Consider the following 24,215-nt stretch of genomic DNA (forward strand, 5'->3'; position numbering starts at 1 on the left):
ATCATGAATGATCGCCTTTTTCATGTCCGGTTAGCATATGATGCGCTGCAACATACGGAAAATGCTACGTAATTTTGCGGTTGCCGTTAACGTCGCCTTTGACCCGGGGCCAGAAGCCTGATTTATTGAGCGGTCCAGCATGACGGCTCCACACCTGATTGCCGAGTTAAAGTTTACAGGTTCTCACCGCTTTCCAACCCACCACGCAAGCGTCAGTGAAAATATATGTCAGATTCAGAAATCAAGGTTCGTGACCGTGAAGCGCTGCTGTTTCATTCAAGTGGCCGCCCCGGAAAAATCGAAATCACTCCGTCGAAGCCGCTGACCACACAGCGCGATCTTTCACTTGCCTATTCACCAGGTGTGGCGGTGCCATGCCTCGAAATTGCCAAGAATCCTGCGACGGCCTATGACTATACGTCCAAGGGCAATATCGTTGCCGTGATCTCAAACGGTACGGCCGTTCTGGGACTTGGCAATCTGGGTGCGCTGGCATCCAAGCCGGTAATGGAAGGCAAGGCGGTCCTGTTCAAGCGTTTTGCCGATGTTGACGGTTTTGACCTGGAGGTATCTACCGAAGACGTCGACGAGTTCGTCAATTGCGTGCGCTTCCTTGGCGCGTCGTTTGGCGGGATCAACCTTGAAGACATCAAGGCCCCGGAATGCTTCATCATCGAGCAACGCCTGCGCGAACTGATGGATATTCCGGTCTTCCATGATGACCAGCATGGTACAGCAATTATTGCCGCATCCGGTCTGATCAATGCCTGCGACCTAACCGGGCGCAAGCTTGAAGACATCAAGTTGGTCATCAACGGTGCGGGTGCTGCGGCCATCGCATGTTGCGAACTGGTCAAAAGCATGGGTGTCTCGCCCGACAATGTCATCATGTGTGACTCGCGCGGGGTTATCTATAAAGGCCGTGAAGACGGCATGAACCAGTGGAAATCGGCGCACGCGGCCGAAACAGATGCCCGCACGTTGGAAGAAGCGATGGACGGGGCGGATGCGTTCTTTGGCCTGTCGGTCAAGGGCGCGGTTACCGCAGCCATGGTCAAAAGCATGGCCAAACAGCCGATCATCTTTGCCATGGCAAACCCGGACCCGGAAATCAGCCCGGAAGAAGTCGCCGCGATCCGCAATGACGCGATCTGTGCCACCGGGCGTTCGGACTATGCCAACCAGATCAACAACGTACTTGGCTTCCCCTATATTTTCCGCGGGGCGCTTGACGTCCAGGCATCCACGATCAACGAGGAAATGAAGATTGCCGCGGCCCACGCGGTGGCGTCGCTGGCGCGTGAAGATGTTCCTGACGAAGTTGCGGCGGCTTATTCCGGTCGTCGTCTACAATATGGTCCGGAATATATCATTCCGGCACCGTTTGACCCGCGTCTGATCATTGCGGTGCCCAAGGCCGTTGCGCAAGCCGCGATGGATAGCGGTGTGGCACGTCGCCCGATCATCGATATGGCCGAATATGAAAATCAGCTGCGCGGGCGCCTTGACCCGACTGCGGCACATCTGCAGCTGATTTCCGACTATGTAAGGGCGCATCCGAAACGCATAGCTTTTGCCGAGGGCGAAGAAGAAACGGTTATTCGTGCAGCGGTGGCGTATCGCAATTCCGGTTATGGTACCCCGATCCTGATCGGGCGCGAGGACCGGATCGCGGAATCGGCCAAATCGCTTGGTATTGAAAGCCTTGAGGGCGTTGAAATCAGCAATGCGGCACTTTCGCACAAGAACAAGGAATATGCCGAGTTCCTGTATGGCCGCCTGCAACGTAAAGGTTTCCTGTGGCGTGATTGCCAGCGCATGGTCAACCAGAAGCGCAACGTCTTTGCCGCTGTTATGGTGGCAAAAGGCGATGCGGACGGCCTGATTACCGGATTGACGCGCAACTTCCATCGCAGCTTTACCGATATCAGTTCGGTAATTGATGCCAAGCCGGGTGAAATCCCGATGGGTCTTTCGATTGCAATTGCCAAAGGCCGCACCGTGTTTATTGCGGATACGCGCGTACATAACATGCCTGATGCCGAGCAGCTTGCCGAGATTGCGATCCAGGCGGCCGAGAAAGCCCGGCAGCTTGGTCACGAGCCACGCGTGGCAATGGTGTCGCATTCAACATTTGGCAACCCCTGGAGCGCTGATACGGACCGTATCCGCGAAGCGGTCGGCATCCTTGAACGCAGCAATGTCGACTTTGAGTTCGATGGAGATATTGCGGTGGATGTGGCGCTTGATACCGAACTGTTGAAGCTTTATCCATTCTGCCGCCTTTCCGGCCCGGCCAACGTGCTTGTAATGCCGGCCCTTCATGCGGCGACAACAGCGTCAAAGCTTCTGGACAAGCTGGGCGGAGGTACGGTTGTTGGTCCGGTGATGATCGGGCTCGAGAAGCCGGCACAGATCACCCAGATGGGCAGTACGGTCAACGACCTTGTCAATCTGGCTGCATTGGCCGCACACGAGGCCGAACACGGCTAAACCTCAGCAAAACAATATTTTTGAAATGGCGGAATTGCGGATGCAATCTCCGCCATTTTACTTTAAGAGGCTGTTATATAACAAAAAACAACCGTTAATCGTGGGAACGAGACGTTGGAATTTATACGCAAATGGCGCATCGGATTTTGTGCCGTTCTATTGATGCTGGTTGCTTGCAATGAATCCGGGCCATTGCCGGAGATCGTTACAGCCAGCTTGAAAGAGTCGCATGAAGAAACCCTGATCGGGTTAGTATCGCATCTTGAAGATGTCACGATTTCGGGGATCGAACCGATTGCCAGTGATCGCAGTCGGATATCGGTTCGGTATGAACTTGTGTTTGACATGGGTTTCTCCCGAGCCATCCGCATATTGGCCGATCCGGGTTCGGTTTCCGGGGGTGAACGTGAACGGTTTCGGGATCATCTTGGTATTATTGGAACTGTCGAATTGACAGGGCTAACCAGTCTTTATGGTGAATTTGAAAAAGGTCAGCGCTTTAACGTGGTCCACGAGATCGATTTCGTTAAGATAAAGGGGAAATGGGTTGGGCAACCCTGATGATTGATACTGGTTCGTTACCGGCATATCGACCCGATTTCTGCCACATCGGACTGTAATAGGTCAGCGCCATAAACCGCATTCAGGTACAAGGAACTTATAGATGCAGCGCATCAACCGTTTTTTTGCATTTTTCCTGATTTTGCCGTCGCTGGCGATATTGTCTGCCTGTGATGATGCGACAACGGAAGGGCCAACCGGGGACGAAATCACCACAGCAGTGATCGAACGGTTTCGTGATGATCCGTATGCCAAAGTCGGCCACGTTGAAAATGTGACCAAGACCAACAGCATCAAAGAAGCAAATGATGAAACGACCGTCATGGTGCGTTACGATCTGGTATTTGATCGTTCGATTGCCGATTTCGCGGATGATGTGACGGAAAAGGGTAAGTCGGCCGGTGATCTTGATACGGTTGGCAATACGGTCAGCGAGGCGATCGACCTCGTGAAGACCAAGATGCTGGCCCTGAAGGAAGGCGATTTCAAAGCCGGTGACCGACGTATCGTCGAAAGTGAAATCAGGCTGGTCAAATCCGAGAAGGGCTGGATTTACAGGCCTTAAATCTGCAATATCCTTCGTCAAATAAAAAAGGGACCGGCTTATGCGCGGTCCCTTCTTTCGTACATGGTCCGCGCAATCAGTCTGACAGCAGAGCCAAGACATTTGGCGGTGGCGGGATGTCACCGGATGCAAATCCGATCCCGTCAAATGCCTCCAGACCGTTTACGCGCATTATCGCATGCAGCGAGTCGACATATTCTGCACCGCGCTCGGAATATTTGGTCAGGGTATCCGCGAGGTCCCAACCAAGCACCACTTCACCACCTTCGCGAAGCTTGGCGCGCTCAGCCCGCAATTCGGCATATGCCGGATGCGAGTTGATGTTGCGTGCATAGGCACGAACACTATCGATCAGGCTGTTGAACGACTTGATCACATGGGTTTTGCCTTCGGCGCGGTCCTCGGGAACGATGCCTTCTTCATCCCAGGCCCACTGACCGAACAGGGCATTACCCTTACGCACGAACCGGGAGGTGCCCCAGCCGCTTTCTTCCGCTGATTGTGCAAGCATCAGCGATGGCGGAATGATATCGATGCGCTCCAGCAGTGCGGTCACACCACCGTCGGTTACGCGATAGCGTTTAAGCATCTGGTCAACCCATTCTTTTTCAGCCGAGCTGATCGGGTCACCGGAATATTTCTTGCTCTGGATGGCCATCAGGCGTTCGCGACGTGCCATGATTTCCTCGTTCACACGCAGAGAAAGAGGCAACATGATACGCAGGAAAATCTGTTTGCGTTCGTCAACCGATGCCAGATCCCGCAGGCCTTTCGGGACGCGTTTGATATAGACGCGCGGAATTTCCTGTACACCCGACAGGCTGTAACCGATGCTTTGATAATACTGGTTAAGCGCGATCACTTCCGGATCGCGGCGGTAGAGCGATTTGACGTTTTTCTTTTCCGGTGCAACGGTGGTTGCAGCCACTTCATCAAAGCTCATTCCTTTTGGGGATGGGGTCACATCCCATCCGCCAATAATACCAACATACAGTAATCCTACTGCTCCAAACACTGAAGCAAGCGCAATTTTACGGTAACTGCCTTCTTTTGCGCTATTCATTATGTTTCTCCAGATCAGTAAAACTGTCGGTTCCAAAAGAGCCGTTATCTATGCCCGTCTGCGGGTTTAATCGCAACCTGCAATATCACAAAGGTTAATTTTCCCTTAACCACGTTTGCGTTGGGCGCGGAATAACAACGCCCGGCATCGCGTTTTGTGCGCGCCGGGCGGAAAAAATTTTCGCGAATCGGAAAATCAGTCAGCCATGACTGGCTCAACGGCCTGAACTTCAGGCACGTAATAACGCAGCATGTTTTCGATACCCATTTTCAGCGTCGCGGTGCTGCTGGGGCAACCGGAACATGCGCCATGCATTTCAAGGAAGACAACGCCGTCTTCGAACTTGTGGAAGACGATATCGCCACCATCCTGTGCTACGGCCGGGCGCACACGGGTATCAAGCAGTTCCTTGATCTGGCTGACCAATTCATCGTCGCCATCGGACGCAGTGCTTGCACCTGTGGCCGCGCCGGAATTCTGATCCAGAACTGGCTGTCCCGAGGTGTAATGCTCCATGATACCGCCAAGGATTTGTGGCTTCAGCGTCTGCCAGTCCTTGGCATCATCCTTGGTAATGGTGATGAAATCACCACCCAGAAACACCCCGGTGATGCCTTCAACTTCAAACAGCTTTCGGGCCAGCGGTGATTTCACATCAGCATCGGTTACCGTGAAGTTGGCGGTGCCCTGACGGCCCATGACATCCTCGCCGGGTAGGAATTTCAGTGTCGCCGGGTTCGGTGTTGGTTCGGTTTGAATGAACATGTCGGCTTGTCCTCTCACTCTGGGTGCCGGGGCAAAACCTGCCCGCACGGCGTTCCCTATTTCATCTGGTTAGGCCCTAAATGGGGCAAAAACAGGAAAAGATCAAGTCTGAGCGCGCAACTCAGGTATTCGTGATCTGATACCCGATGTTAGGGAGCCAGTTTTATCGCTGCAGGATAGAGCTGATTTCACGCATCTGGGTGCGGGCGCGAAGCAGGTAAAAGCCAAGCCCGGCCAGATGATTGGGAAAAATAATGCCATCAGCCGAACCGTTGACGACTACCAGCGGATCAAGTGCGGCAGCAGCCTGAAGCGATCCGATCATTTCTGCCCAAGCCGGTGCAACCTGACGTTCATTGATGACCTGTTCGAAATCCGTACCCAGATCACGAAGGATCAGGCTGTAAGCGTAAAGACGCCCCTTGGTGGCGTAGAATACGTCATCTGCCGTGCGATCAAACAATGACGGGTCTTCGACCTTGTCATCAATCAGGGCCGAGGCGGACCCAAGGTCATTGGCAAAACGATTCAGGGTTTCCTGCAGATTGTCGGCACGGCGTTCAAAAACGGCCTGACCGTCTGCCAGGCGCTGGTTGTAACGGTCAAGTGCGGCAATTGCCTGACGGTATTGCTGTTCGGAGGTAACCCCGGGCAATAGGGATATGCTGGGATCAAACACCCATTTGTCGCCGCGGAATTTCAGGAGACCAGCGGCATCATCCAGATCCGGATCGACCTGACTGGATCCGCGGGTACGACCGATCTGATCGGACAGTTCTATGGCAAAGCGCGACAGGGCATAGACAATACCGGTCTGAAAGTTCGGCATGTTATCCAATGCGGCACTTGGCAGGAAAAAGGGATCGTTTGCCGTCCAGCGGTTCTGATTGATTTCTCGGTTAATCAGGGCGGACGCGGTGCTGACCGAATGACTTCCACCCTGATAGTTACCTGTGAAATCAGGATTATCATCGATCTTGTGCACGATGGCCATGCCGACCGGATAATAAACGACAGCAACCAATACAATAACAGCAAAGCCACGCAGCCAGAACTTGCGCGATCCGAAAACACTTCTCATGCGTGCTCCGAAGCCGGAAATGCCGTCTTTTTTGTAGAGATAATCGTCTTCAATCATGATCCGTCCCGGTCAATGTCTTACCGCATGAAACTAGGGTGTCATTGCCGTGACGACAAGTCCATGATTTTACATATCGATCCGGATATAACTTTCTGCTGTGCACATCGACAACACGGTCTCAAGATCGTGTTCTGATAGGGCGATGCAGCCCTCGGTACCGCTGTAGTCCGGTCGGGCAATATGCATGAAGATTGCCGAACCCTTGCCGGGGACAGGTGGATTGTCATTGTGCCCAAGCACGACAATGATGTTGTAAAGCCCGTCTTCACGAAACAGTTTTTCGTGGCTGGCATCAAACGGCAGCTTTACAGGTCGGTTGTAATCGGGATGGGCTGGATCATCGCACCAGCCGTCTGAAAAGGAAATCGTCGTTACCGGAAGATCGGTGTGTGGGCAGGGCCGACGATCCGAACGATACATGACATAATGCAACCGCCAGATTCCTGCTGGAGTTTTGCCGTCTCCTTCAGTCTTGGCATCGGCAGATATCACGCCGTTTTTACCAAGCGCACAGCAAAATTCCCGATCTTCAAAGCGTAGCACTCCATTTGTCGAGACAATCATCTCGACCGGTTCTGATGAGGTGCTGGTTTGCAAGTTACTGTGCATCGGTTCGAAACTCTAAATCCCGGATACATTACGTATTGATGTCAGGGCGCTTTGGAGAAAATCGTGGGAAGATGCTGAAAAACAACAAAGGTAAATTTGTGGCAACGCAGTCTCAGCGGCAATCAGGTCACGCAAGGTTGATACGGTAATATTTGCAGCCAGATCCTCGGGGTAGCCGAAAATACCTGTGGAAATGGCGGGAAAGGCAATGGATCGCAGCCCGTTCTGCCGGGCCAGGAGAACGGAATTTCGGTAACAGGATGCGAGAAGTTCGGCCTCACCCTGATCTCCGCCGTGCCAGACGGGCCCGACTGTGTGGATCACATATTGGACTGGAAGGTTGAATGCTGGCGTCAGACGGGCTTGGCCAGTTGGACAGGGGGCCAAGGGTTTACAGGCACGCGCTAGCTCCGGCCCGGCAGCACGATGTATCGCACCACAAACACCGCCACCGGGCAAAAGAGCCTCGTTCGCTGCATTTACGATGGCATCGACTTCAAGGCCGGTAATATCGGCTTCGACGATATGTATCGTAGCGGATGGAGTTCGATATGATCGCTTGTCAGAAGACATAGACACGGAACAAATCCTTTGCCGGATATATCCCCCAACCAATTGAGATCATGTATGTTTTTTGGTTTCATGTCAAAATAGGGACGCCCCGCACCGGAAGAACCGGGCGGGGCGGTAAAAGCCATTACACATCAACCGGCTTATTTGCCGAGACGCGTCACACCTTCTTCAATCAGTTTGGCTGCTTTTTCAGCGCCTTCCCAGCCGGTGACTTTAACCCATTTGCCTTTCTCAAGGTCTTTGTAACGCTCGAAGAAGTGCTGAATCTGATCGCGCAGAATTTGCGGAAGATCTTCATGGGATTTGATATCGGTGTAATATGGATCGATTTTATCGTGCGGTACACAGATCAGTTTTTCATCCTGACCGGCTTCGTCTTCCATCATCAGCACGCCAATCGGACGGGCGCGGATAACCGAACCGGCGACGACAGGCTCGCGGAACATGACCATGGCATCGACCGGATCTCCGTCAAGGCCAAGAGTGTTCGGGATGAAACCGTAATTGACCGGGTAATACATCGAGGTATGCAGGAAACGGTCAACGAAGACAGCACCGGAGTCTTTGTCGACTTCGTACTTGATCGGCCCGCCCTGCGGGATTTCGATGACGACGTTAACGTCCCAGGGAACATCTTTGCCAACGGCAATCTTGCTGAGATCCATGTGGGAAAATCCCTTTCATTCTTTGATCAAATGCCCGTTTCCGGGGTGATGGCAACGCACTGACACCCGAGAAACCCTAGGGTGCGGTAAATTATGGAGCCCCTTTTATCGCGAAATCTGTGCCGTTCCAAGAGCCGGTATCGGTTCGACAGCCTTATGCGGAAGCAGCAATCGGGATGAGCGCACTTTTTCTTGGCTGGAACCGGTGAATATCTGCTTCAAGCTCTTTGAAATAAGCACCGTTATTTGACTTGTTCGCATGCCGCTGCCCGATCGACCGTCCGTGATAAAGGTGAAGCACAGGTGAGCTGTATTCGACAGATTTCCGTCTGACTCCCGACCGGATCATGCGCAACACAAAATCGGAGTCTTCCAATCCGTGTCCTTCGTAGGCTTCGTCAAATCCACCGATTGCCAGAATGTCGTGACGAAAAGCCGCAATATTGCAGCCTTGTGCTTTTTTCCAGCAATTTTGATGAGCCCAAAGACTCTCATCCTTTTGCGGGATTGGCATGAACTGAAAGGGGCGATTGCATTGCCCGGAAAGGCCCAGCATGAACAGAAGGGCGCGAGGCCATTTATGGAATGCAAAGCGCTTTTCCATAACCAATTTGGTGAATCGTCGCTTGAGGAAAACGCGTTTTCCTGTGACAAAACACCCCGGTTCGGCTGCTTTCCTGTGACTTGATACGAAATCTGGCATGAGGCAGCAATCACCGTCGGTAAAGACGATAATGTCACCTTCTGCGAGGTTGATTGCGCCGTTGCGGACTCGTGACAGGCGATAACCGATGTCTTCCTGCCAGAAATGCTTGATTGGTACCGGAGACTTTTGCTGCAAACGGGCAATGGTTGTTGCTGTTTCCGGACCGGACCCGTCATCCGCCACGATCACCTCGAAATTGCTGTCTTTCTGGTCGATCAGCGATTGCAAAACCATTTCAAGCGCTTCGGGCCAGTTATAGGTCGAAACGATCACAGAAACCTTATGCACGTAATTCCCCCAATTACAGTAATGCATAGAACCAGTGTCCCCGGTGGTTCTTGATGCAGGAGCCAATTTTCGCTCCGTTTGGTCAATTATAAAAAAGTTGTAACTCACAAAATCGTATATCACATGAACACGTTACCAATTTGTGTTCATTCATGACTTTTCGGAGTTGTCACAATAGTAGCTCCATGCATGAGAAATCATTTCGCGTGGGTCTGCGTATCTTGGTGTCCAGTTTAATAATGATTTCGCCTTTGCCGGGTTGGCAACCAGCCTTGCCGGATCACCGGGGCGACGTGCCGTAGTAGATATCGGAAATTTGCTACCAGTCACTTCTTGGCAAAACAACAAGATGTCACTTACGGAACAACCTTTTCCAGTTCCGATATTCACGATATCAAAAAAGGAATTCGTCTGAGCGATCAGATAATCAAGAGCCCTGATATGGGCCGCAGCCAGATCATCAACATGAACGTAATCACGAATGCAGGTTCCGTCGGGCGTGTCATAATCGCTGCCGAATATTTTTAGACCATTTCGCTGTCTAGCAGCTGCCGAGAGTGCCAACGGGATAAGATGTGTTTCAGGATTATGCCTTTCACCTGCACGGCCAGCAGGATCGGCACCGGCGGCATTGAAATAACGCAGAGCAATGGCGCGTAAGCCATATATTGAACAAAAGTCTGCGAGCATTGTTTCGATCATCGCCTTTGAGCGACCATACGGATTTTCAGGTCGAACTGGCAGGGTCTCGTCAAGCATTTCCAGATTGGTATTGCCATATACGGCTGCGGTTGACGAAAAAACGATTTGCCAACATCCATGCTGCCGCATCGCTTCAAGCAGGTTAAGGGAGCCGGCTGTATTGACTTCGTAGAAACTGGCTGGCTCTTCCATCGACAAGCCTGCCTCAATCAAGGCAGCCATATGAATGACCGCAGTTGGCCGGAATGTTTTGAAAGTATCATCAAGAGCGGCGCGGTCGCGAATGTCCGCGCGAACAAAGGGAATATCGTCGGCGAGTGCATCACGATGACCGTTTGACAGATTGTCTAGAACGACAGGTTGATAACCGCTTTCGCGCAATTTCAAGCAAATATGGGAACCGATATATCCGGCTCCGCCCGTTACCAGTATTTTTTCCATACAATCCGATGCTCTTTTCAATATCCCGGCGCGTTGTTTAGGTGGCATTGGGAGAAATATAAGGGAGTGCTTAGATTATTTCTTGAGCATTTTACGTTTCAGCGATGCCGTATGCGGGTTGATCAATTCGCGGATCCAGTTGGCGGTCGCGATTACAGCAGGGTCTTTTTCCCTAGCCGGGCGTATGAGTAGCCGGTACCACCAGTGCGATACGAAATCGGGAAAATTAAGCGGTACCAGTTCGCCGCGGTCAACAAAGTTGCGCGCAACGACATCAGTGCTGGCGACGATCCCCTGACCAGCGCGAGCGGCTTCGAGTGCCCAGATGTGATGGCTGAAGGTCCAGCAATCATCGAGCGAGAAGGCTGCCTGATCAAACCAGTTTGCAATCTGGGAAAATTGTTCGCTATCGCTGTCGATCAGCAGGATATCGCGTGGGCCGAGTGAACCGACATTGATATTGCAAGGATCAAGCCCGCGCTTCTCCAGCCATTCCGGCGCGGCAAAAGCATTGTAAATTTCGGGTGTGAGAAGTTCCGTGACCCAGCCATCCAGACCCGGCAAATCTTTTGGCGCGATCTGAAGCGCGATATCAATTTCCAGCGGATCGAGATCATCATCAAATTCGATTTTGCGAAACTGGACAGGGATGTCGGAGGGCATGCGGGCCTGCAGACCGCCAAGCTCGTTCAGCAAAACCGTCAAGGCAGGGGTTGCCAGTGCACCGATGCGGATTGCCTTTCCCTTGTCCGGGCCAACTTCCCCGGTTATATCGGCAATGCCGTCAAGCGCTTCGGTGAGGCGCGGCAGTAGCTGTATTGCTGATTTTGTTAGACTTAAACCACGTCCCTTACGGACAAACAGGACAACGCCGAGGCATTCTTCGAGTTGGCGAAGCTGGTGACTGATCGCACTTTGCGTGACATGCAGTTCTTCGGCTGCCGCTTTAACACTTTGGTGGCGGGCGGTGGCTTCAAAGGCGACAAGCGCGCGTAAAGGGGGCAGTTTGCGGCGCATCGAACATTTCCGTAGGACAGGGTTTTTATGGTTCGTTCCTGTGTAGCAGGCCTGACAGTGGTTTGGGGCAAAAAATTCTCATCAATCGCTGAAAAGTCCTCATTCGTATTTTTCAATTTTTGAGGGCACACTGATGAATGAAAAGGGTTTCCGGCTGATCAATAGATAGTCTCCTTGCGCCACCCCGCAGCAGTCTCCCCGCTGTCGGAAACCCCCTTTTTACTTCAGTGATCAGGATCAAAGGTAATGACCGGGACGCTTTTGCGCCTCAGCGGTAATTTTCGCGGCGTTTTATGGATGACAGCGGCGATGGCATCGGGCGTTTTTGTCGATGTCTGTGCCAAGCTGGTATCCCATGATGTGCCGACCGCACAGATCCTAGCCATGCGTGCGGTAACCACAGTGGCTGTATTCTTGGTCATCCTGATGTTTATCGGTACCCGGTCAATCCGGACCAAGCGGCCCTATGCCCATCTGGCGCGTGGGGTGCTGTGGTATGGATCGCTGTTTTTTGTGTTCTTTGCACTTCGGCAGATGAGCATTGCCGAGGTTAATGCCTATCTGTTTATCGAGGCATTGCTGACCGTGATGCTGGCGGTTGTGATCCTGGGTGAAAAGCTGACAGCGCGCAAAGTGATTGCCACCGTGCTTGGCCTTGTCGGTGTCTGGGTGATGTGTGTGCCGAAGATGGACGGGTTTGGCGTGCCGCTGGGCGTTGCTGCCGCCCTGATCGGGGCATTCTGTTTTTCCGCCCAGACGCTTTTTGCCAAAGTGATGACCCGGACAGAGACGAATTTTTCAATGCTGTTCTGGCCACAGATTGTTGCCATTGTTATCTGGGTGCCGGTCGCGGTTATCATGTGGCAACCAGCCGCCCGTGCTGACTGGCTTTATTCCGCCGGGGCAGGTTTTTTTGCCATGCTGACCAATTATATGGTCCTGCGTGCTGTCCGGGTGGCTGATGCCAGTGTCATTTCACCGGCGGCTTATACGGCCTTGCCGTTTTCGGTGGCGATGGATCTGATCTTCTTTGACATGTTGCCCGTGCCCGTCATTTTTATCGGTGCAGGGATTGTTGTGCTGGCGGTTGCATTGCTTGACTATAAAGGCGGCGCAAAACCGGTACCTGTTGCTCCCGCCGGGCATGACAATGACGATGATGACAGCAAGGTCGCGACGGCAAAGGTTTAGCGCACACCCGGTTATGTCCAATGCGGGTATGCGCGATTTTCTCAGTTGATTCCTGAAGATGTATCGCCATGCAATTTGCGGGAATCGTCCGGTGTTTGCGCACGTTCATGCATTCCGTAGTCACGCACGACATGGGCGACACGCAGCCGATAATCATCGAAAATCCGGTTGCGACCTTTGCCTTGGGCAATGCGGTGTTCATCGACATTGCGCCAGGCCATGACGGCCTCTTCGTCGCGCCAGAAGGACAGAGATAAAACTTTGCCCGGCTCGGTAAGGCTTTCAAACCGTTCAATCGAGATGAACCCGTCGATGGTTTCAAGGATCGGACGCAGGTCACCGGCGATCGAGAAATATTCATCACGGTGCTGTTGGTGGGGCAGTACTTCGAAAATGACGACAATCATGGCTTGATCAGCTCCGCATGTGGGGTGGAAGCGATTTTGAAGAACTGGCGTTCTTCGCGCAGGATGAACTTTTCGCGTTGGGCGAACTGATAGTTTTCACGGCCCAACGGATCTTGCGACAGGCGTGCACGATAAGCTTCATATGATGCCAGATCGGGCAAATGGTAGACACCATATGCGGTCGAGATCGATCCTTCATACGGGGCGAAATAGCCGACCAGATCAGCCCCGCAACGCGGAATTGCCTCGCCCCAGTTCCGGGCATACTCGACAAAGGCGTTCTTTTTGTAAGGATCGATTTCATAGCGGATGAAACAGGTGATCATTTTCAATTTCCATGGATGGTTGATTGTTTCAGTATTTCGAAGAAGGTGATGTGGATGCCTGCCAGAAGCTGGGCGGCAGATTGATGATGGCGACGCCGACGAGCGTGCAGAGGATACCGGCAAGAACCGGCGGGCTTATGGTTTCACCAAGCAACAGGCTGCCAAGCACTACGCCGATCCCGGCACGCAGATAGCTTTGACTGGCAACGCCCATTGATCCGAGCGTGCGCAACAGTCGAAAATAGATCAGCAAGGCAATTGCGGTACAAAAGACCGACAGGGCAAGCGTCGCCAGAATGGCGGGTGTTGAAGGTGTTATGGCCCAGGGTTGATCCAGCACCAGACTTGCCGGGACCAGAAAGATGCTGGCCCAGATCATGGTTGCTGCGGCGGTTACCGTCGCTGGCAGGGTATTGAAGCGTTTGCCATAGATCGCAGCCCCGGCATAAAGGATCGCCCCGGTAATAATGGCGAGTTGCCCGCCGAGATGTAGCCCAAGCCCGGTAAGCGCACCGGGGCCGACAATCAGCACCACACCTGCAATGCCAAGGCACGCACCGGCAAGACGAAACCGGTCAATCCGCTCATGCCGTGTCAGAAGGGCCGTGATCAGGAATACAAAAACCGGTGACGTCGAATTCAGCACACTGGCGAGGCCGCTTTCGACATGTTGCTGTCCCCAAGCTAGGACGGTCCATGCGCCGAGGCTGTTGAAAACCGACTGTATCAGCAACATGCCGATAACCTTGCCATCACGTGGAAAATGTTCGCCACGCCAGGACATGATGGCAAAAAGAAACAGTGATGCGATGCCTACCCTGATTGCGATCAGGGTAACCGGCGGGATATCGGTCAGCGCGATTTTGATAAACAGATACGATGACCCCCAAAGCAGGGCGAGCAGAGCCAGCAAACCGATTTCAAGGGGAAGCGATATTTTGGACGGTGTCATTCGGATCTCCGGGCAGGGACAACACCGAACAGATAACCGATTGCTGGTAGTCAATGCTTCGATTAACATCGAACTATGAAAGAAGGACCCGATATTGCCCGCGTGGCTGCATTGCTTGGCGATCCGGCGCGCGCGAACATGCTGACCGCTCTGATGAGTGCCCGCGCCCTGACTGCTGCCGAACTTGCACAAGAGGCTGGTGTGACGCCCCAAACGGCAAGTTCGCATCTGGCAAAGCTTGAAGCCGGGCAGATCGTTACCCCGCGCAAACAGGGGCGGCATCGCTATTTCACGCTTTCAGGCCCGGATATTGTCGAGGTACTGGAAGTCCTGATGGGGATTGCCAGCCGAGTTGGCCATAACCGGGTGCGAACTGGCCCGAAGGACCCGGAATTGCGCAAGGCGCGAGTCTGTTACGATCATCTGGCTGGCGAAATGGGAGTCGCCCTTTTTGCCGCACTTGAAGAACGTGAACTGATCGCCATTGATCATAATGGTGTGATGCTGACCGATGCAGGGGCGGATTTTGCCGCCGGGTTTGGCATTGATCTTATGGCGTTGCGCAATACCCGTCGGCCGCTATGCCGGGAATGCCTGGATTGGAGTGCGCGGCAATCACATTTGGCCGGGGCATTCGGGGCGGCATTATTGAACCGGTTCTATGAATTGGGTTGGGCGCAGCGCAGCCGGGACTCGCGTGTGGTCCGCTTCAGCCCGGAAGGCGAAAAGCAGTTCCACACGCTTTGTGACGGTCAGGAGCCTGCGGCAGGAAGAATCAGTTGAGATGATCCCCTAACCCTGCCTCAAAGGCTTTGGGCGAGTTTTTCAAGCTGATCGGCACAAATGCCCCAACCTTCATGAAAGCCCATTTCCTCGTGCGCCTTTCGGTCTTCTTCGGACCAATGGCGGGCGATTGCGGTGTAACGGGTTTTATCGCCTTCATCGGCAAAGGTGACGATTGCGGTCATAAATGGCTTTGCCGAAGGGACCCACGCACTTGTATAGGCGTCGGTCAGGACGATCTTTTCATTTTCAACGATTTCAAGATAGATACCCGGATTGGGGAATTCATCGCCTTCGGGGTTTTTCATGACAATCAGGGTTGATCCACCGGGGCGAACATCCAAGTCGGCCCGGGCAATGGCCCAAGGTTTGGGGACAAACCACTGTTTGAGCAATTCGGCATCGGTCCAGCAGCGGAAAAGTTTTTCGCGCGGGGCATCAAGCAGTCGGGTCAGGCTCAGTTCATGTGTTTCCGGTTTAAAATTCATGATGGCGCTCCTCTTCTGATTGAGGAGGTAATTTATCAGCCGATCAGTGACGAGACAAATGATGGAACGATTTCACTGGCAGCTCCATAGCTGCTGTACTCAAACAATGTTGCACCATTGCTTGGCTCCAGATTGAGTTCTACGGTTTCAGCACCTGCTTCCTCGCGGACCATCTGCACAAAACCGGCTGCCGGATAAACATTGCCCGATGTTCCGATCGAGATGAACAGGCCGCAATCGGCCAAGGCAGTATAAATGCGTTCCATTTCCAGCGGCATTTCCCCGAACCAGACAACATGCGGGCGCAGTCCGCCCGACTTGGCGCAGGACGGGCAGGGGATGCCCTGACCGAGTGGCTCGGACCAGTTGGTCAAAAGATCACAATGATTGCAGCGGGTTTTCAGCAACTCGCCATGCATATGGATCAGGTTTTTTGACCCGGCCCGGTCATGCAGATCGTCAATATTCTGGGTTACCAGAAGCACATCACCCGGCCATTCTGCTTCGAGCCGGGCAAGAGCCAGATGTGCCGCATTGGGTCGAACGGCCGGATCAAGCAAGCCTGCGCGCCGGTCATTATAGAAATGATGCACCAGATCGGGATTATTGATGAACGCCTCGGGGGTTGCGACCTCGGAAATGTCATACCGTGCCCATATGCCATCGGGATCGCGAAAGGTATGCAGGCCGCTTTCCTTTGATATCCCGGCTCCGGTCAGAATGACAATCGGGGCAGCATCAGCGCGCAGAATATCGATAATATCAGGGCGAAGTGGCATGGTGGTTTCCATTTGCAATGTTGCAATTGGCTCAGCCTAGCGCCAGATCGCACAAAATGAAACGGCCCTGCCACGTCTGTGGCAGGGCCGTTTGTAAAACCCGATCCGCTAAAACCGGTTTGTATTCTGCTTTTTAATCCGCCGACTGATCAGGCGGATGTATCGACGTTGCTGCCCGGTTCATCGCTTTTTGCGGCGTCCTGACCAGCTGGGTTTTTGGTAACCCCAACCATTGCCGGACGCAGCAGGCGTCCTTTGAGCACATAACCCGCCTGCATTACCTGGGCGACATGGCCATCGGGATAGGCGGGATTCGGCATTTCGAACACGGCCTGATGCTGGTTCGGATCAAGCTTTTCACCCAGCGGTTCCAGCTTTTCGATGCCATTCTGCTCGAACGCCTTGAGCAGGGACTTTTCGGTCATTTCGACACCGTCAATCAGGGTCTTCATTGCCGGGTCGGCATTGGCATCGTTGCCCGCGGCTTCAAGAGCACGGCGAAGGTTATCGCCAACATCAAGAAGATCACGGGCGAATTTTGTGACGGCATAGTTGCTGGCGTCTTCGACGTCTTTTTTGGCGCGGCGACGGGTGTTTTCCACCTCGGCGGCGGCGCGCAACAGACGATCCTTCAATTCGGCAACTTCGGCCTCAAGTACGGCAACGGGATCAGCATTCGCAGTTTCGCCGCCTTCTGCTTCGGCATCCATCGCCTCTGCTGCGACATCTTCAACGGCAGCTTCGTCTGCGCGAGCAGCGCCGCTCAGATCTTCCGGGTTATTCTTTGCGGTTTCCGACATGGCTAACCTGTACCTTCAATTTGTGTGGCCTGACACGCAGCGCCAACGTTTATCCAATCAGTCGCCCGACCAGCTTGGCGGTGTAATCGACCAGCGGAATGATCCGGGCATAATTGATCCGGGTCGGTCCGACAACCCCGATTGCGCCCACAATGCTGCCTTCGGCATTCTGATAAGGCGAAATCACCATCGAAAGTCCCGATCCACCGAACAATTTATTCTCGGATCCGATGAAAATCTGCACCCCTTGGGCAATCGTGGTGACATCAAGCAATTCAATCATCTGATCGCGTGCTTCAAGCACATTAAACAGCCGTCTGACAGTTTCGAGCTGTTCGATCGTGTCGATATTTTCAAGCAACTGCGACTGGCCCTTGACGATCAGGGACGAACCCTTGACCCCGCCTGCCCATGTCGCAAGCCCGGCATCAATCAGGCCTGCCGATAATTCGTCAAGTTCCTGTTTGATGCGGTCGCGTTCGAGACTCATCAATTGCCGGGCGTCATCAAGTGTCTTTCCGGCCAACCGGGTATTTAGATAGTTCGACGCTTCTGTCAATGCCGAGGTCGGCAAATCGGGCGGAACATCAAGGATACGATTCTCGACATTGCCAGTTTGCGACACCAGAACGGCAAGAACCTTGCCCGGTGAAAGGGCAACAAATTCAATCTGCTTTAAACGGATGCCATCGGTTTTCGGTGCAACGACAAGCCCGGCACATCGTGACAGGCCCGATAGCATACTGGTTGCTTCGCCCAGCATCTGATCAAGCGAATAGCCCGCCTGTTCACAATTCTTGGTCAATTGATCGCGTTCGGCATTCGGCAAATCGCCGACTTCCATCAGGGCATTGACGAAAAGACGCAGACCTTTTTCGCTGGGTAACCGACCCGCCGAAATATGGGGAGCGACCAGAAGTCCCATTTCTTCAAGATCGGACATCACATTGCGGATGGTTGCCGCCGAAAGATTTTCCGACATGCGGCGTGCAATCGACCGCGAGCCAATCGGTTCGCCGGTTTCGACATAGGCATCGACGATCTGGCGAAAGACTTCGCGGGATCGCGCATTCATATCGCCCAATAATGTGTCGTCAAACAGCGCCATGTCCAACCTGTCAAAACCAAATGTGTTGCGTGGAATTTAGTGAGGTGTCAGGCAGGCGTCAATGAAGCTGGCAGATTGGAATGGCTGCCATCGGATACCCAAAGTTGGACACGGATCAGCAACCCGATCTTGAAACCCGTTGAATTCGTCTCGAATCGGGCTTGGTCACGGTTTTTTCGATCACAGGCGGGAGATGTTCCTGCCGGGTTTTTGCCGTTATTTTCCGGGAAACTGCTGGACCTTTGTGGCGATGCTCAGTAGCTTTGGCCGCAATTTCAGCTATCGTTGATCAGCCGCAAAGGCCGATCCGACCCAGAACAAAGAGGTTTAGACCCCATGCGTCCATCCGGCCGTAATTTCGATCAGCTTCGCGACGTTTCCATCGAAACCGGTGTTTCCAAATATGCTGAAGGCTCCTGCCTGATCAAATTTGGGGATACCCATGTGATTTGTACCGCGACGGTTGAGGATAAGGTGCCGGGCTGGATGCGCAATTCCGGCAAGGGCTGGATCACTGCCGAATACGGCATGCTGCCGCGCGCAACCGACAGTCGTATGCAGCGCGAGGCCGCGCGCGGTGGTCAGTCAGGACGTACTCAGGAAATCCAGCGTTTGATCGGTCGTTCGATCCGTGCAGTGGCGGACCTCAAGGGTATGGGCGAAATGCAGATGCGCCTTGATTGCGACGTCATTCAGGCCGATGGCGGCACGCGTACCGCATCAATCACCGGAGCCTATGTTGCGGCCCATCTGGCGTTTCAGGGTGTGCGTCGCTTGGGTTTGATCAAGGAAATCCCGTTGACCCAGCCGGTTGCAGCAATTTCCTGTGGGATTTATCAGAGTGAAGCGGTGCTTGATCTTGATTATGCCGAAGACAGCAATGCTGGCGCAGATGCCAATTTCGTCCTTGCTGGCAATGGCGGCATTGTCGAAGTCCAGGCGACAGCCGAAGATGTGCCGTTTGATCGTTCTGCTTACGACAGGATGTTTGAACTGGCTGAAAAAGGTTGCAAAGAACTGTTTGCCAAACAGCGTGCGGCCATCGGTCTTTAAGAATTTCTTCGGGCGGGGCATTTGCTGTCTCGCCCGGAACTGCATCTGTGTTTCCCACCCGTCCCCGTCTTAACGACCCGACTATCTCAGGCAGCATCATGGCCCGTCGCTTTACGGAAAAAAAACTCGTCATCGCCAGCCATAACAAAGGCAAGATCAAGGAAATCGCCGAATTGCTCGATCCGTTCGGGATCGAAGTGATTTCAGCTGGTGACTTGAACCTTCCCGAACCCGAAGAAACCGAAAACAGCTTTATCGGCAATGCACAGTTAAAGTCGCTTGCCGCGACCCGGGCTGCGAATTTGCCGGCTTTGTCCGATGATAGTGGCATGGCTGTTTCGGCTCTTGACGGGGCACCGGGGATCTATTCGGCCCGCTGGGCCGGGCCGGACAAGGATTTCGACATGGCGATGGAAAAGGTCCAGAATGGCATTGGCAACCACCCTGATCGACGGGCGGCTTTTATCTGCGCCCTGTCGCTGGCTTGGCCCGATGGCCATGTCGAGAATTTTGAAGGTCGGGTCGAAGGTGAAATTGTCTGGCCGAAACGTGGCGGACATGGTTTTGGCTATGACCCGATTTTCCAGCCGAAGGGTTATGATCAGACCTTTGGCGAAATGGACCCGGCAAAGAAGCATGAAATGAGCCATCGGGCGGACGCGTTCCGCCAATTGGTCAAGGCTTGTTTCGAGTAAGGATTTGGCGGTTAAGCTGCCTGCATCGAACCTATGCACGCATCGCTGATGTAACCATCGGCGGTGCGTGTTACTTTATCCGTCTTTCCCGCAGTCGAAGATCGAGAACCGCGTGTCCCAAGCAAACGCAGAAGCCGTCCCGTTTGGCATCTATATCCATTGGCCGTTTTGCCTGTCGAAATGTCCCTATTGTGATTTCAACAGTCACGTTGCGGACAAGGTTGATCATGCGCGTTGGCAGGCTGCCCTTCGGGCCGAACTGGCGGCGGGAGCAGCCCGTCATCCTGGACGCACTGTTGGGTCGGTGTTCTTTGGTGGTGGCACGCCATCGCTTATGGATCCGGAAACGGCAGGGGCATTGATTGCCGATATCAAAACTTTCTGGCCGGTAACCGATGACATCGAAATTACGCTGGAAGCCAATCCGGGAACAGTTGAAATCAACCGGTTTTCCGCTTTTGCGGCCAATGGCATCAACCGGGTGTCGATTGGTATTCAGGCGCTGAATGATCGTGATCTTAAATTTCTGGGGCGGGTGCACAATTCGGCGGAAGCCATGCGTGCCCTTGATGTTGCGGCCAATGTGTTTGACCGTTTTTCGTTTGATCTGATTTATGCCCGGCCCGAACATGATCCGAAAGCATGGCGTCGGGAACTGCGCGAGGCACTTGATATCGCGCGCGGTCATATCTCGCTTTATCAGCTGACGATCGAACCGGGTACGCAGTTCTATACTCTACATCAGCGTGGTGATCTTGTGGTACCCGACGAAGATCTTGCGACCGATCTTTATGAAATCACCCAAGAAGAAACCAGCGCCGCCGGTTATGGCTGCTACGAGGTTTCCAACCATGCCCGTCCGGGGCAGGAAAGCCGTCATAATCTGGTGTATTGGCGTTACGGTGACTATCTTGGTATCGGGCCAGGGGCACATGGTCGCGAAGCGGTTATCCAGCCTGATGGCAGCACAAAACCGATGGCGGTACGACGTCATCGCGCGCCGGACATCTGGCTGGACCGGGTGGAAAAGCAGGGGCATGGCACGCAGGAAGAAACGGCGTTGGCAGCCGATGAACGTTTGATCGAAATGGTGATGATGGGGCTGCGCCTTAATGAAGCCATTCCAACCTTGCGCTTTGAACGGATTATTGGCAAAGGTCCGCGTGAAGCACTGGATTCGGAGAGGCTTGAGACCCTGATCGTTTCTGGCGACCTGGTTTGTGACCCGTCCGGTTTGCGCGCAACCGATCAGGGGCGAAACCGTTTGAACGGGGTTCTTCGATACTTGTTCGACCATTCAGCGTGATGTGGGACAGGTGTGAATTTCAGGAATTTTCCCGTGTGTCGTTGCGGTGACCGGTTTTAGCGGAATCGTTTCGCAAAACCTTCAAAAAGGTTGTTGACACTGGAATTTGGCAGCGTATATTGCGCCCCGTTCCAGCGGGTTCCGCTGGGCAAACACCACAAGCCCCTATGCCCAGGTGGCGGAATTGGTAGACGCGCTGGCTTCAGGTGCCAGTGGCCGCAAGGTCGTGGAAGTTCGAGTCTTCTCCTGGGCACCATACCCCAGTACACCCGACGGTGTGCTGGGGTATTGTCGTTTCGGGCTTTGGCAAAAGCCTTGCTGCACATGACTTTTGCGTCGCGGCTGGCGGATGGCTGTGTTAAGACGGCTGAACACCCGCATAACAGAGAGTTGAGATGTTTTCTTCTCGCCCTGATGGCATGGCACCTGACGTTAGTTTCATTCTGCCGGTCTATAACAAGGCGACTGCCTTGCCGTATTTTTTCAAGAGTCTGCTTGCGCAGCAGGGACAGTTTTTGTGTGAGGTCATCTTCATTGATGATGCATCAACGGATGCATCCCGCTCGATACTGGACAGGTTTGCGGCAAAGCATGATTTCGTCCGGGTGATTTCCAATGATACCAATGCAGGCCCTGCAATCCGGCTTAATCAGGGGGCGGCACAGGCGTTGGGAAAATACCTTGCACTGTTTGACTGTGATGAGTTGCTGGCCCCTGATGCGATTGCGGTGATGCTAGAACTGGCACGCGATCATGACGCCGATATGGTGCATGGCAAGGGACGAAAAACCGATGCATCAATCGAGCAGGCAAAAGCCGGGGTGATCGGCAGTGATATTGATGTAAAGACATTTGATGATGCCCTGGACCGCATTTTGGGGCGGGGTATGGTGCGGATGACATGGCTGGTGGAAAGGGCGTTGTTCAACCAGGCGGGAGGATGCGATCTAGGTGTGTTTATTCAGGATGAATCTCTGCCGTTGCGCTTGTCGTTACATGCGCGCCGTGTGATTGATGCCGACATGGTTGTGACCGTCATTCCCGATGCGGGAAGTCACCTTTCGGCGAATAAAATGCAGCAGCATCATGACCGCTTTTTAACCTATGCGAATTTTTTGCGCGAGCATCCAGAGTTAGCATCTGACAAGCGTCGCAAAATATTTGGCAAGTGCATTTCGGCGGCACGCAAGGCGAAACGCGATGGCGCGCCCTTCAATACACTTGATCTCGAGCTTCGTTATCTGGCACATAAAATTGGCCTTGGTCGGAATGACCCGGCAGACTTGAGCCGTTTTGCGTTTGTTTTTCAAAATCTTTCCGGCATCAGGAGGCCGATCAAACCGTGACTTCCGCCCAATTTTCAGATGCATTCGAGTGCCGGATGCATCTTGCAGCGACTTTTTTCCTGTCAACGATTCCAGCCTTCCTTTTATTTGCGCGCGGTGCCGCGGATGGGGCGGTGGTATTGATTGCGTTATTGTTCCTCGTCCGCAGTGCTGTTCATCGGGACTGGTCCTGGGTGCGGCAGAGCGATATCGCAATCTTGCTGGTGATCTGGCTGATCATGAATTTGTTGGTATCTCCCTTTGCTGAATTTAGTGGCAAAAGTTTTGGGCGATCCGCAAGCTGGTTACGGTTTGTCGTTTTTTATGCAGCGGTAACGCGCTGGATTCTGGTCGACCAGAAGGCGGTTCGCTGGGTTTTGATCGCTTTTATGATAACGGTTGCGGTTGCGGCAGCCGACGCGTTTTATCAGTTTCTTGCCGGTTATTCCCTTTTGGGCGGGCAACCTATGACAGGTCGCCTGACGGGGCCGCTTGATCGACCTAACATCGGCATTTACCTTGCCAAGACAGGCTTTGCGACCGTCACACTGGCTTTGGCCCTATATCTGTCAGACATGATGAAACAGAATGCCTTTCGTATCGGGTTAGTTGTTTTTCCCTTTGCGCTAATGATCGTGTTCCTGAGTGGGGAGCGTACAGCAAGTGTTCTGAGCCTTTTGGCAATTGGTTGCAGTCTGGTTGGGCTGTTTCTTGTGGGGGGCAAAAGTCGCCTCGCTGCTGCGGGTATAGCTGTTTTTGTTTTTGGAGGGATCGGGGCCCTTCTGACGATAAGTGACCGCATTCTTGCACGTGTGATGGCACTTGGGGACGTTGTCAGCGATTATAGTGGTTCGATCTATGGAGAATTGACATCACTTGGTTGGCGGTTGTTCACGGAAAACCCGATTGTTGGAACAGGCATGGGAAATTTTGGCTTGGTTTGCCCTGAATATCAGGCGCGAGGCCTGATCAGCGAGTGCCACCCACACCCCCATAACTTTTATGTTGAATGGTTATCCGATACTGGTTTGCTCGGCACGCTCCCCTGGTTGGTTTTTGTGGGTATGATCGTGTGGGCTGGCCTGCGTCATTTCCGTAATGGTCATAGCCAAAGCCTTGTTGCGGGTCTGTATCTGGGCACCATGGTTCTTTCATTGTTTCCACTGGCGGCAACCCAAAGTGCATTTTCAAACTGGCCAGCTATCATGGCATGGAATTCGATTGCTGTTGCTGTTGCTGCTTTGCGGTTGTCGCAGGGAAAAATCGATAAATCCGCCGCTTGACCGATATATCCCTGCAACTTGATGTTCAATCATTGGAAGTCGGGGCGGCAGAAAAGCCATTAACGGCGCGTCTTTTGCGTCGCGAGGCTGCAGATGCTGTGTTAAGACAGGGCCAAACTAGCATTCTGGA

Annotated in this window: 26 protein-coding genes and 1 tRNA gene; 11 read left to right on the forward strand and 16 right to left on the reverse strand. The window is 53.3% G+C overall.

Translation table 11 applies throughout. The annotated features are described in order from the left end of the window. Positions 1 to 225: 225 nt before the first annotated feature. From AUP42_RS06680 to AUP42_RS06690, 3 genes are all read left to right on the forward strand, one after another. Positions 226 to 2,493, forward strand: a complete 2,268-nt coding sequence (locus tag AUP42_RS06680) for an NADP-dependent malic enzyme (RefSeq protein ID WP_062950100.1) — start codon at positions 226 to 228, stop codon at positions 2,491 to 2,493. Positions 2,494 to 2,709: 216 nt separating this feature from the next. Next, positions 2,710 to 3,054 carry a hypothetical protein gene (locus AUP42_RS06685; protein ID WP_156484571.1) on the forward strand — a complete coding sequence of 115 codons (345 nt, stop codon included), beginning with the start codon at positions 2,710 to 2,712 and terminating at the stop codon, positions 3,052 to 3,054. Positions 3,055 to 3,157: 103 nt separating this feature from the next. After that, positions 3,158 to 3,619 (forward strand): hypothetical protein, encoded by a 462-nt coding sequence (locus AUP42_RS06690; RefSeq protein ID WP_062950104.1) that lies wholly within the window; start codon positions 3,158 to 3,160, stop codon positions 3,617 to 3,619. A gap of 76 nt (positions 3,620 to 3,695) precedes the next feature. On the opposite strand, the gene AUP42_RS06695 is transcribed toward AUP42_RS06690, so the two are convergent. From AUP42_RS06695 to AUP42_RS06735, 9 genes are all read right to left on the reverse strand, one after another. Then, the gene (locus tag AUP42_RS06695; protein ID WP_062950106.1) at positions 3,696 to 4,682 is read right to left on the reverse strand and encodes a glucosaminidase domain-containing protein; all 987 of its coding nucleotides are present in this window, start codon (positions 4,680 to 4,682) and stop codon (positions 3,696 to 3,698) included. 195 nt (positions 4,683 to 4,877) lie between these two features. Continuing rightward, entirely contained in the window at positions 4,878 to 5,447 is a 570-nt protein-coding gene (locus tag AUP42_RS06700) for a NifU family protein (protein ID WP_062950109.1), read from the reverse strand. A gap of 163 nt (positions 5,448 to 5,610) precedes the next feature. Further along, positions 5,611 to 6,585 (reverse strand): DUF2333 family protein, encoded by a 975-nt coding sequence (locus AUP42_RS06705; protein ID WP_062950112.1) that lies wholly within the window; start codon positions 6,583 to 6,585, stop codon positions 5,611 to 5,613. Between the two features lie 69 nt (positions 6,586 to 6,654). After that, positions 6,655 to 7,197 (reverse strand): L,D-transpeptidase family protein, encoded by a 543-nt coding sequence (locus tag AUP42_RS06710; RefSeq protein WP_082824683.1) that lies wholly within the window; start codon positions 7,195 to 7,197, stop codon positions 6,655 to 6,657. A 12-nt stretch (positions 7,198 to 7,209) separates the two neighbouring features. Next, positions 7,210 to 7,770 carry an O-acetyl-ADP-ribose deacetylase gene (locus AUP42_RS06715; protein ID WP_062950114.1) on the reverse strand — a complete coding sequence of 187 codons (561 nt, stop codon included), beginning with the start codon at positions 7,768 to 7,770 and terminating at the stop codon, positions 7,210 to 7,212. A 140-nt stretch (positions 7,771 to 7,910) separates the two neighbouring features. Next, on the reverse strand, positions 7,911 to 8,435 hold the full coding sequence (ppa, locus tag AUP42_RS06720) for an inorganic diphosphatase (RefSeq protein ID WP_062950116.1): 525 nt from the start codon (positions 8,433 to 8,435) through the stop codon (positions 7,911 to 7,913). A 154-nt stretch (positions 8,436 to 8,589) separates the two neighbouring features. Next, on the reverse strand, positions 8,590 to 9,495 hold the full coding sequence (locus tag AUP42_RS06725) for a glycosyltransferase family 2 protein (protein WP_231858180.1): 906 nt from the start codon (positions 9,493 to 9,495) through the stop codon (positions 8,590 to 8,592). Between the two features lie 84 nt (positions 9,496 to 9,579). After that, complete coding sequence (gene galE / locus AUP42_RS06730) at positions 9,580 to 10,572, reverse strand: UDP-glucose 4-epimerase GalE (protein ID WP_062950120.1); 993 nt, start codon at positions 10,570 to 10,572, stop codon at positions 9,580 to 9,582. A 75-nt stretch (positions 10,573 to 10,647) separates the two neighbouring features. After that, on the reverse strand, positions 10,648 to 11,589 hold the full coding sequence (locus tag AUP42_RS06735; protein WP_062950122.1) for a LysR family transcriptional regulator: 942 nt from the start codon (positions 11,587 to 11,589) through the stop codon (positions 10,648 to 10,650). 246 nt (positions 11,590 to 11,835) lie between these two features. On the opposite strand from AUP42_RS06735, the gene AUP42_RS06740 reads away from it, so the two are divergent. Beyond that, complete coding sequence (locus tag AUP42_RS06740) at positions 11,836 to 12,780, forward strand: DMT family transporter (RefSeq protein WP_062950124.1); 945 nt, start codon at positions 11,836 to 11,838, stop codon at positions 12,778 to 12,780. Positions 12,781 to 12,821: 41 nt separating this feature from the next. Here AUP42_RS06740 and AUP42_RS06745 read toward each other — a convergent pair whose 3' ends face one another. The 3 genes from AUP42_RS06745 to AUP42_RS06755 are packed head-to-tail and all read right to left on the reverse strand — an operon-like array spanning position 12,822 to position 14,465. Beyond that, positions 12,822 to 13,187: an antibiotic biosynthesis monooxygenase family protein gene (locus AUP42_RS06745; RefSeq protein ID WP_062950126.1), complete on the reverse strand. Its 366-nt coding sequence runs from the start codon at positions 13,185 to 13,187 to the stop codon at positions 12,822 to 12,824. Beyond that, positions 13,184 to 13,513: an NIPSNAP family protein gene (locus tag AUP42_RS06750; protein ID WP_062950128.1), complete on the reverse strand. Its 330-nt coding sequence runs from the start codon at positions 13,511 to 13,513 to the stop codon at positions 13,184 to 13,186. Before AUP42_RS06750 ends, AUP42_RS06745 begins: the two co-directional genes overlap by 4 nt. A 28-nt stretch (positions 13,514 to 13,541) precedes the next feature. Beyond that, positions 13,542 to 14,465 carry a DMT family transporter gene (locus tag AUP42_RS06755; protein ID WP_062950130.1) on the reverse strand — a complete coding sequence of 308 codons (924 nt, stop codon included), beginning with the start codon at positions 14,463 to 14,465 and terminating at the stop codon, positions 13,542 to 13,544. 75 nt (positions 14,466 to 14,540) lie between these two features. On the opposite strand from AUP42_RS06755, the gene AUP42_RS06760 reads away from it, so the two are divergent. Continuing rightward, positions 14,541 to 15,248 (forward strand): ArsR/SmtB family transcription factor, encoded by a 708-nt coding sequence (locus AUP42_RS06760; RefSeq protein ID WP_062950132.1) that lies wholly within the window; start codon positions 14,541 to 14,543, stop codon positions 15,246 to 15,248. Positions 15,249 to 15,268: 20 nt separating this feature from the next. On the opposite strand, the gene AUP42_RS06765 is transcribed toward AUP42_RS06760, so the two are convergent. From AUP42_RS06765 to hrcA, 4 genes are all read right to left on the reverse strand, one after another. Continuing rightward, a complete protein-coding gene (locus AUP42_RS06765) occupies positions 15,269 to 15,736 on the reverse strand; it encodes an SRPBCC family protein (protein WP_062950133.1) in 468 nt (155 codons plus the stop codon). A 35-nt stretch (positions 15,737 to 15,771) separates the two neighbouring features. Continuing rightward, a complete protein-coding gene (locus tag AUP42_RS06770) occupies positions 15,772 to 16,515 on the reverse strand; it encodes an NAD-dependent deacylase (protein ID WP_062950549.1) in 744 nt (247 codons plus the stop codon). 149 nt (positions 16,516 to 16,664) lie between these two features. Next, on the reverse strand, positions 16,665 to 17,315 hold the full coding sequence (gene grpE, locus AUP42_RS06775) for a nucleotide exchange factor GrpE (RefSeq protein ID WP_062950134.1): 651 nt from the start codon (positions 17,313 to 17,315) through the stop codon (positions 16,665 to 16,667). Positions 17,316 to 17,364: 49 nt separating this feature from the next. Continuing rightward, on the reverse strand, positions 17,365 to 18,423 hold the full coding sequence (gene hrcA / locus AUP42_RS06780) for a heat-inducible transcriptional repressor HrcA (protein WP_062950135.1): 1,059 nt from the start codon (positions 18,421 to 18,423) through the stop codon (positions 17,365 to 17,367). 336 nt (positions 18,424 to 18,759) lie between these two features. Between hrcA and rph the strand changes: the two genes are divergently transcribed. From rph to AUP42_RS06810, 6 genes are all read left to right on the forward strand, one after another. After that, the gene (rph, locus tag AUP42_RS06785; protein WP_062950136.1) at positions 18,760 to 19,476 is read left to right on the forward strand and encodes a ribonuclease PH; all 717 of its coding nucleotides are present in this window, start codon (positions 18,760 to 18,762) and stop codon (positions 19,474 to 19,476) included. A gap of 98 nt (positions 19,477 to 19,574) precedes the next feature. Next, entirely contained in the window at positions 19,575 to 20,171 is a 597-nt protein-coding gene (gene rdgB / locus AUP42_RS06790) for an RdgB/HAM1 family non-canonical purine NTP pyrophosphatase (RefSeq protein ID WP_062950137.1), read from the forward strand. Positions 20,172 to 20,283: 112 nt separating this feature from the next. Beyond that, a complete protein-coding gene (hemW, locus tag AUP42_RS06795; protein WP_062950139.1) occupies positions 20,284 to 21,477 on the forward strand; it encodes a radical SAM family heme chaperone HemW in 1,194 nt (397 codons plus the stop codon). Between the two features lie 169 nt (positions 21,478 to 21,646). After that, positions 21,647 to 21,733 (forward strand) — tRNA-Leu (locus AUP42_RS06800). 163 nt (positions 21,734 to 21,896) lie between these two features. Beyond that, positions 21,897 to 22,823 (forward strand): glycosyltransferase, encoded by a 927-nt coding sequence (locus tag AUP42_RS06805; protein ID WP_062950551.1) that lies wholly within the window; start codon positions 21,897 to 21,899, stop codon positions 22,821 to 22,823. Next, complete coding sequence (locus AUP42_RS06810) at positions 22,820 to 24,085, forward strand: O-antigen ligase family protein (RefSeq protein ID WP_062950140.1); 1,266 nt, start codon at positions 22,820 to 22,822, stop codon at positions 24,083 to 24,085. Before AUP42_RS06805 ends, AUP42_RS06810 begins: the two co-directional genes overlap by 4 nt. The last annotated feature ends 130 nt before the right edge of the window (positions 24,086 to 24,215 follow it).

The organism is Thalassospira lucentensis (assembly GCF_001613805.1).
GTDB classification, from domain to species: domain Bacteria; phylum Pseudomonadota; class Alphaproteobacteria; order Rhodospirillales; family Thalassospiraceae; genus Thalassospira; species Thalassospira lucentensis_A.

Coding starts and splice junctions, on each gene's coding strand:
- AUP42_RS06735 (WP_062950122.1), bottom strand. CDS start 11,589: ATGCGCCGCAAACTGCCCCCTTTACGCGCGCTTGTCGCCTTTGAAGCC.
- AUP42_RS06700 (WP_062950109.1), bottom strand. CDS start 5,447: ATGTTCATTCAAACCGAACCAACACCGAACCCGGCGACACTGAAATTC.
- AUP42_RS06755 (WP_062950130.1), bottom strand. CDS start 14,465: ATGACACCGTCCAAAATATCGCTTCCCCTTGAAATCGGTTTGCTGGCT.
- AUP42_RS06705 (WP_062950112.1), bottom strand. CDS start 6,585: ATGATTGAAGACGATTATCTCTACAAAAAAGACGGCATTTCCGGCTTC.
- grpE (WP_062950134.1), bottom strand. CDS start 17,315: ATGTCGGAAACCGCAAAGAATAACCCGGAAGATCTGAGCGGCGCTGCT.
- AUP42_RS06695 (WP_062950106.1), bottom strand. CDS start 4,682: ATGAATAGCGCAAAAGAAGGCAGTTACCGTAAAATTGCGCTTGCTTCA.
- hrcA (WP_062950135.1), bottom strand. CDS start 18,423: ATGGCGCTGTTTGACGACACATTATTGGGCGATATGAATGCGCGATCC.
- AUP42_RS06715 (WP_062950114.1), bottom strand. CDS start 7,770: ATGTCTTCTGACAAGCGATCATATCGAACTCCATCCGCTACGATACAT.
- AUP42_RS06690 (WP_062950104.1), top strand. CDS start 3,158: ATGCAGCGCATCAACCGTTTTTTTGCATTTTTCCTGATTTTGCCGTCG.
- rdgB (WP_062950137.1), top strand. CDS start 19,575: ATGGCCCGTCGCTTTACGGAAAAAAAACTCGTCATCGCCAGCCATAAC.
- AUP42_RS06750 (WP_062950128.1), bottom strand. CDS start 13,513: ATGATCACCTGTTTCATCCGCTATGAAATCGATCCTTACAAAAAGAAC.
- AUP42_RS06760 (WP_062950132.1), top strand. CDS start 14,541: ATGAAAGAAGGACCCGATATTGCCCGCGTGGCTGCATTGCTTGGCGAT.
- AUP42_RS06770 (WP_062950549.1), bottom strand. CDS start 16,515: ATGCCACTTCGCCCTGATATTATCGATATTCTGCGCGCTGATGCTGCC.
- ppa (WP_062950116.1), bottom strand. CDS start 8,435: ATGGATCTCAGCAAGATTGCCGTTGGCAAAGATGTTCCCTGGGACGTT.
- rph (WP_062950136.1), top strand. CDS start 18,760: ATGCGTCCATCCGGCCGTAATTTCGATCAGCTTCGCGACGTTTCCATC.
- AUP42_RS06680 (WP_062950100.1), top strand. CDS start 226: ATGTCAGATTCAGAAATCAAGGTTCGTGACCGTGAAGCGCTGCTGTTT.
- AUP42_RS06765 (WP_062950133.1), bottom strand. CDS start 15,736: ATGAATTTTAAACCGGAAACACATGAACTGAGCCTGACCCGACTGCTT.
- galE (WP_062950120.1), bottom strand. CDS start 10,572: ATGGAAAAAATACTGGTAACGGGCGGAGCCGGATATATCGGTTCCCAT.
- AUP42_RS06805 (WP_062950551.1), top strand. CDS start 21,897: ATGGCACCTGACGTTAGTTTCATTCTGCCGGTCTATAACAAGGCGACT.
- AUP42_RS06710 (WP_082824683.1), bottom strand. CDS start 7,197: ATGCACAGTAACTTGCAAACCAGCACCTCATCAGAACCGGTCGAGATG.
- AUP42_RS06740 (WP_062950124.1), top strand. CDS start 11,836: ATGACCGGGACGCTTTTGCGCCTCAGCGGTAATTTTCGCGGCGTTTTA.
- AUP42_RS06745 (WP_062950126.1), bottom strand. CDS start 13,187: ATGATTGTCGTCATTTTCGAAGTACTGCCCCACCAACAGCACCGTGAT.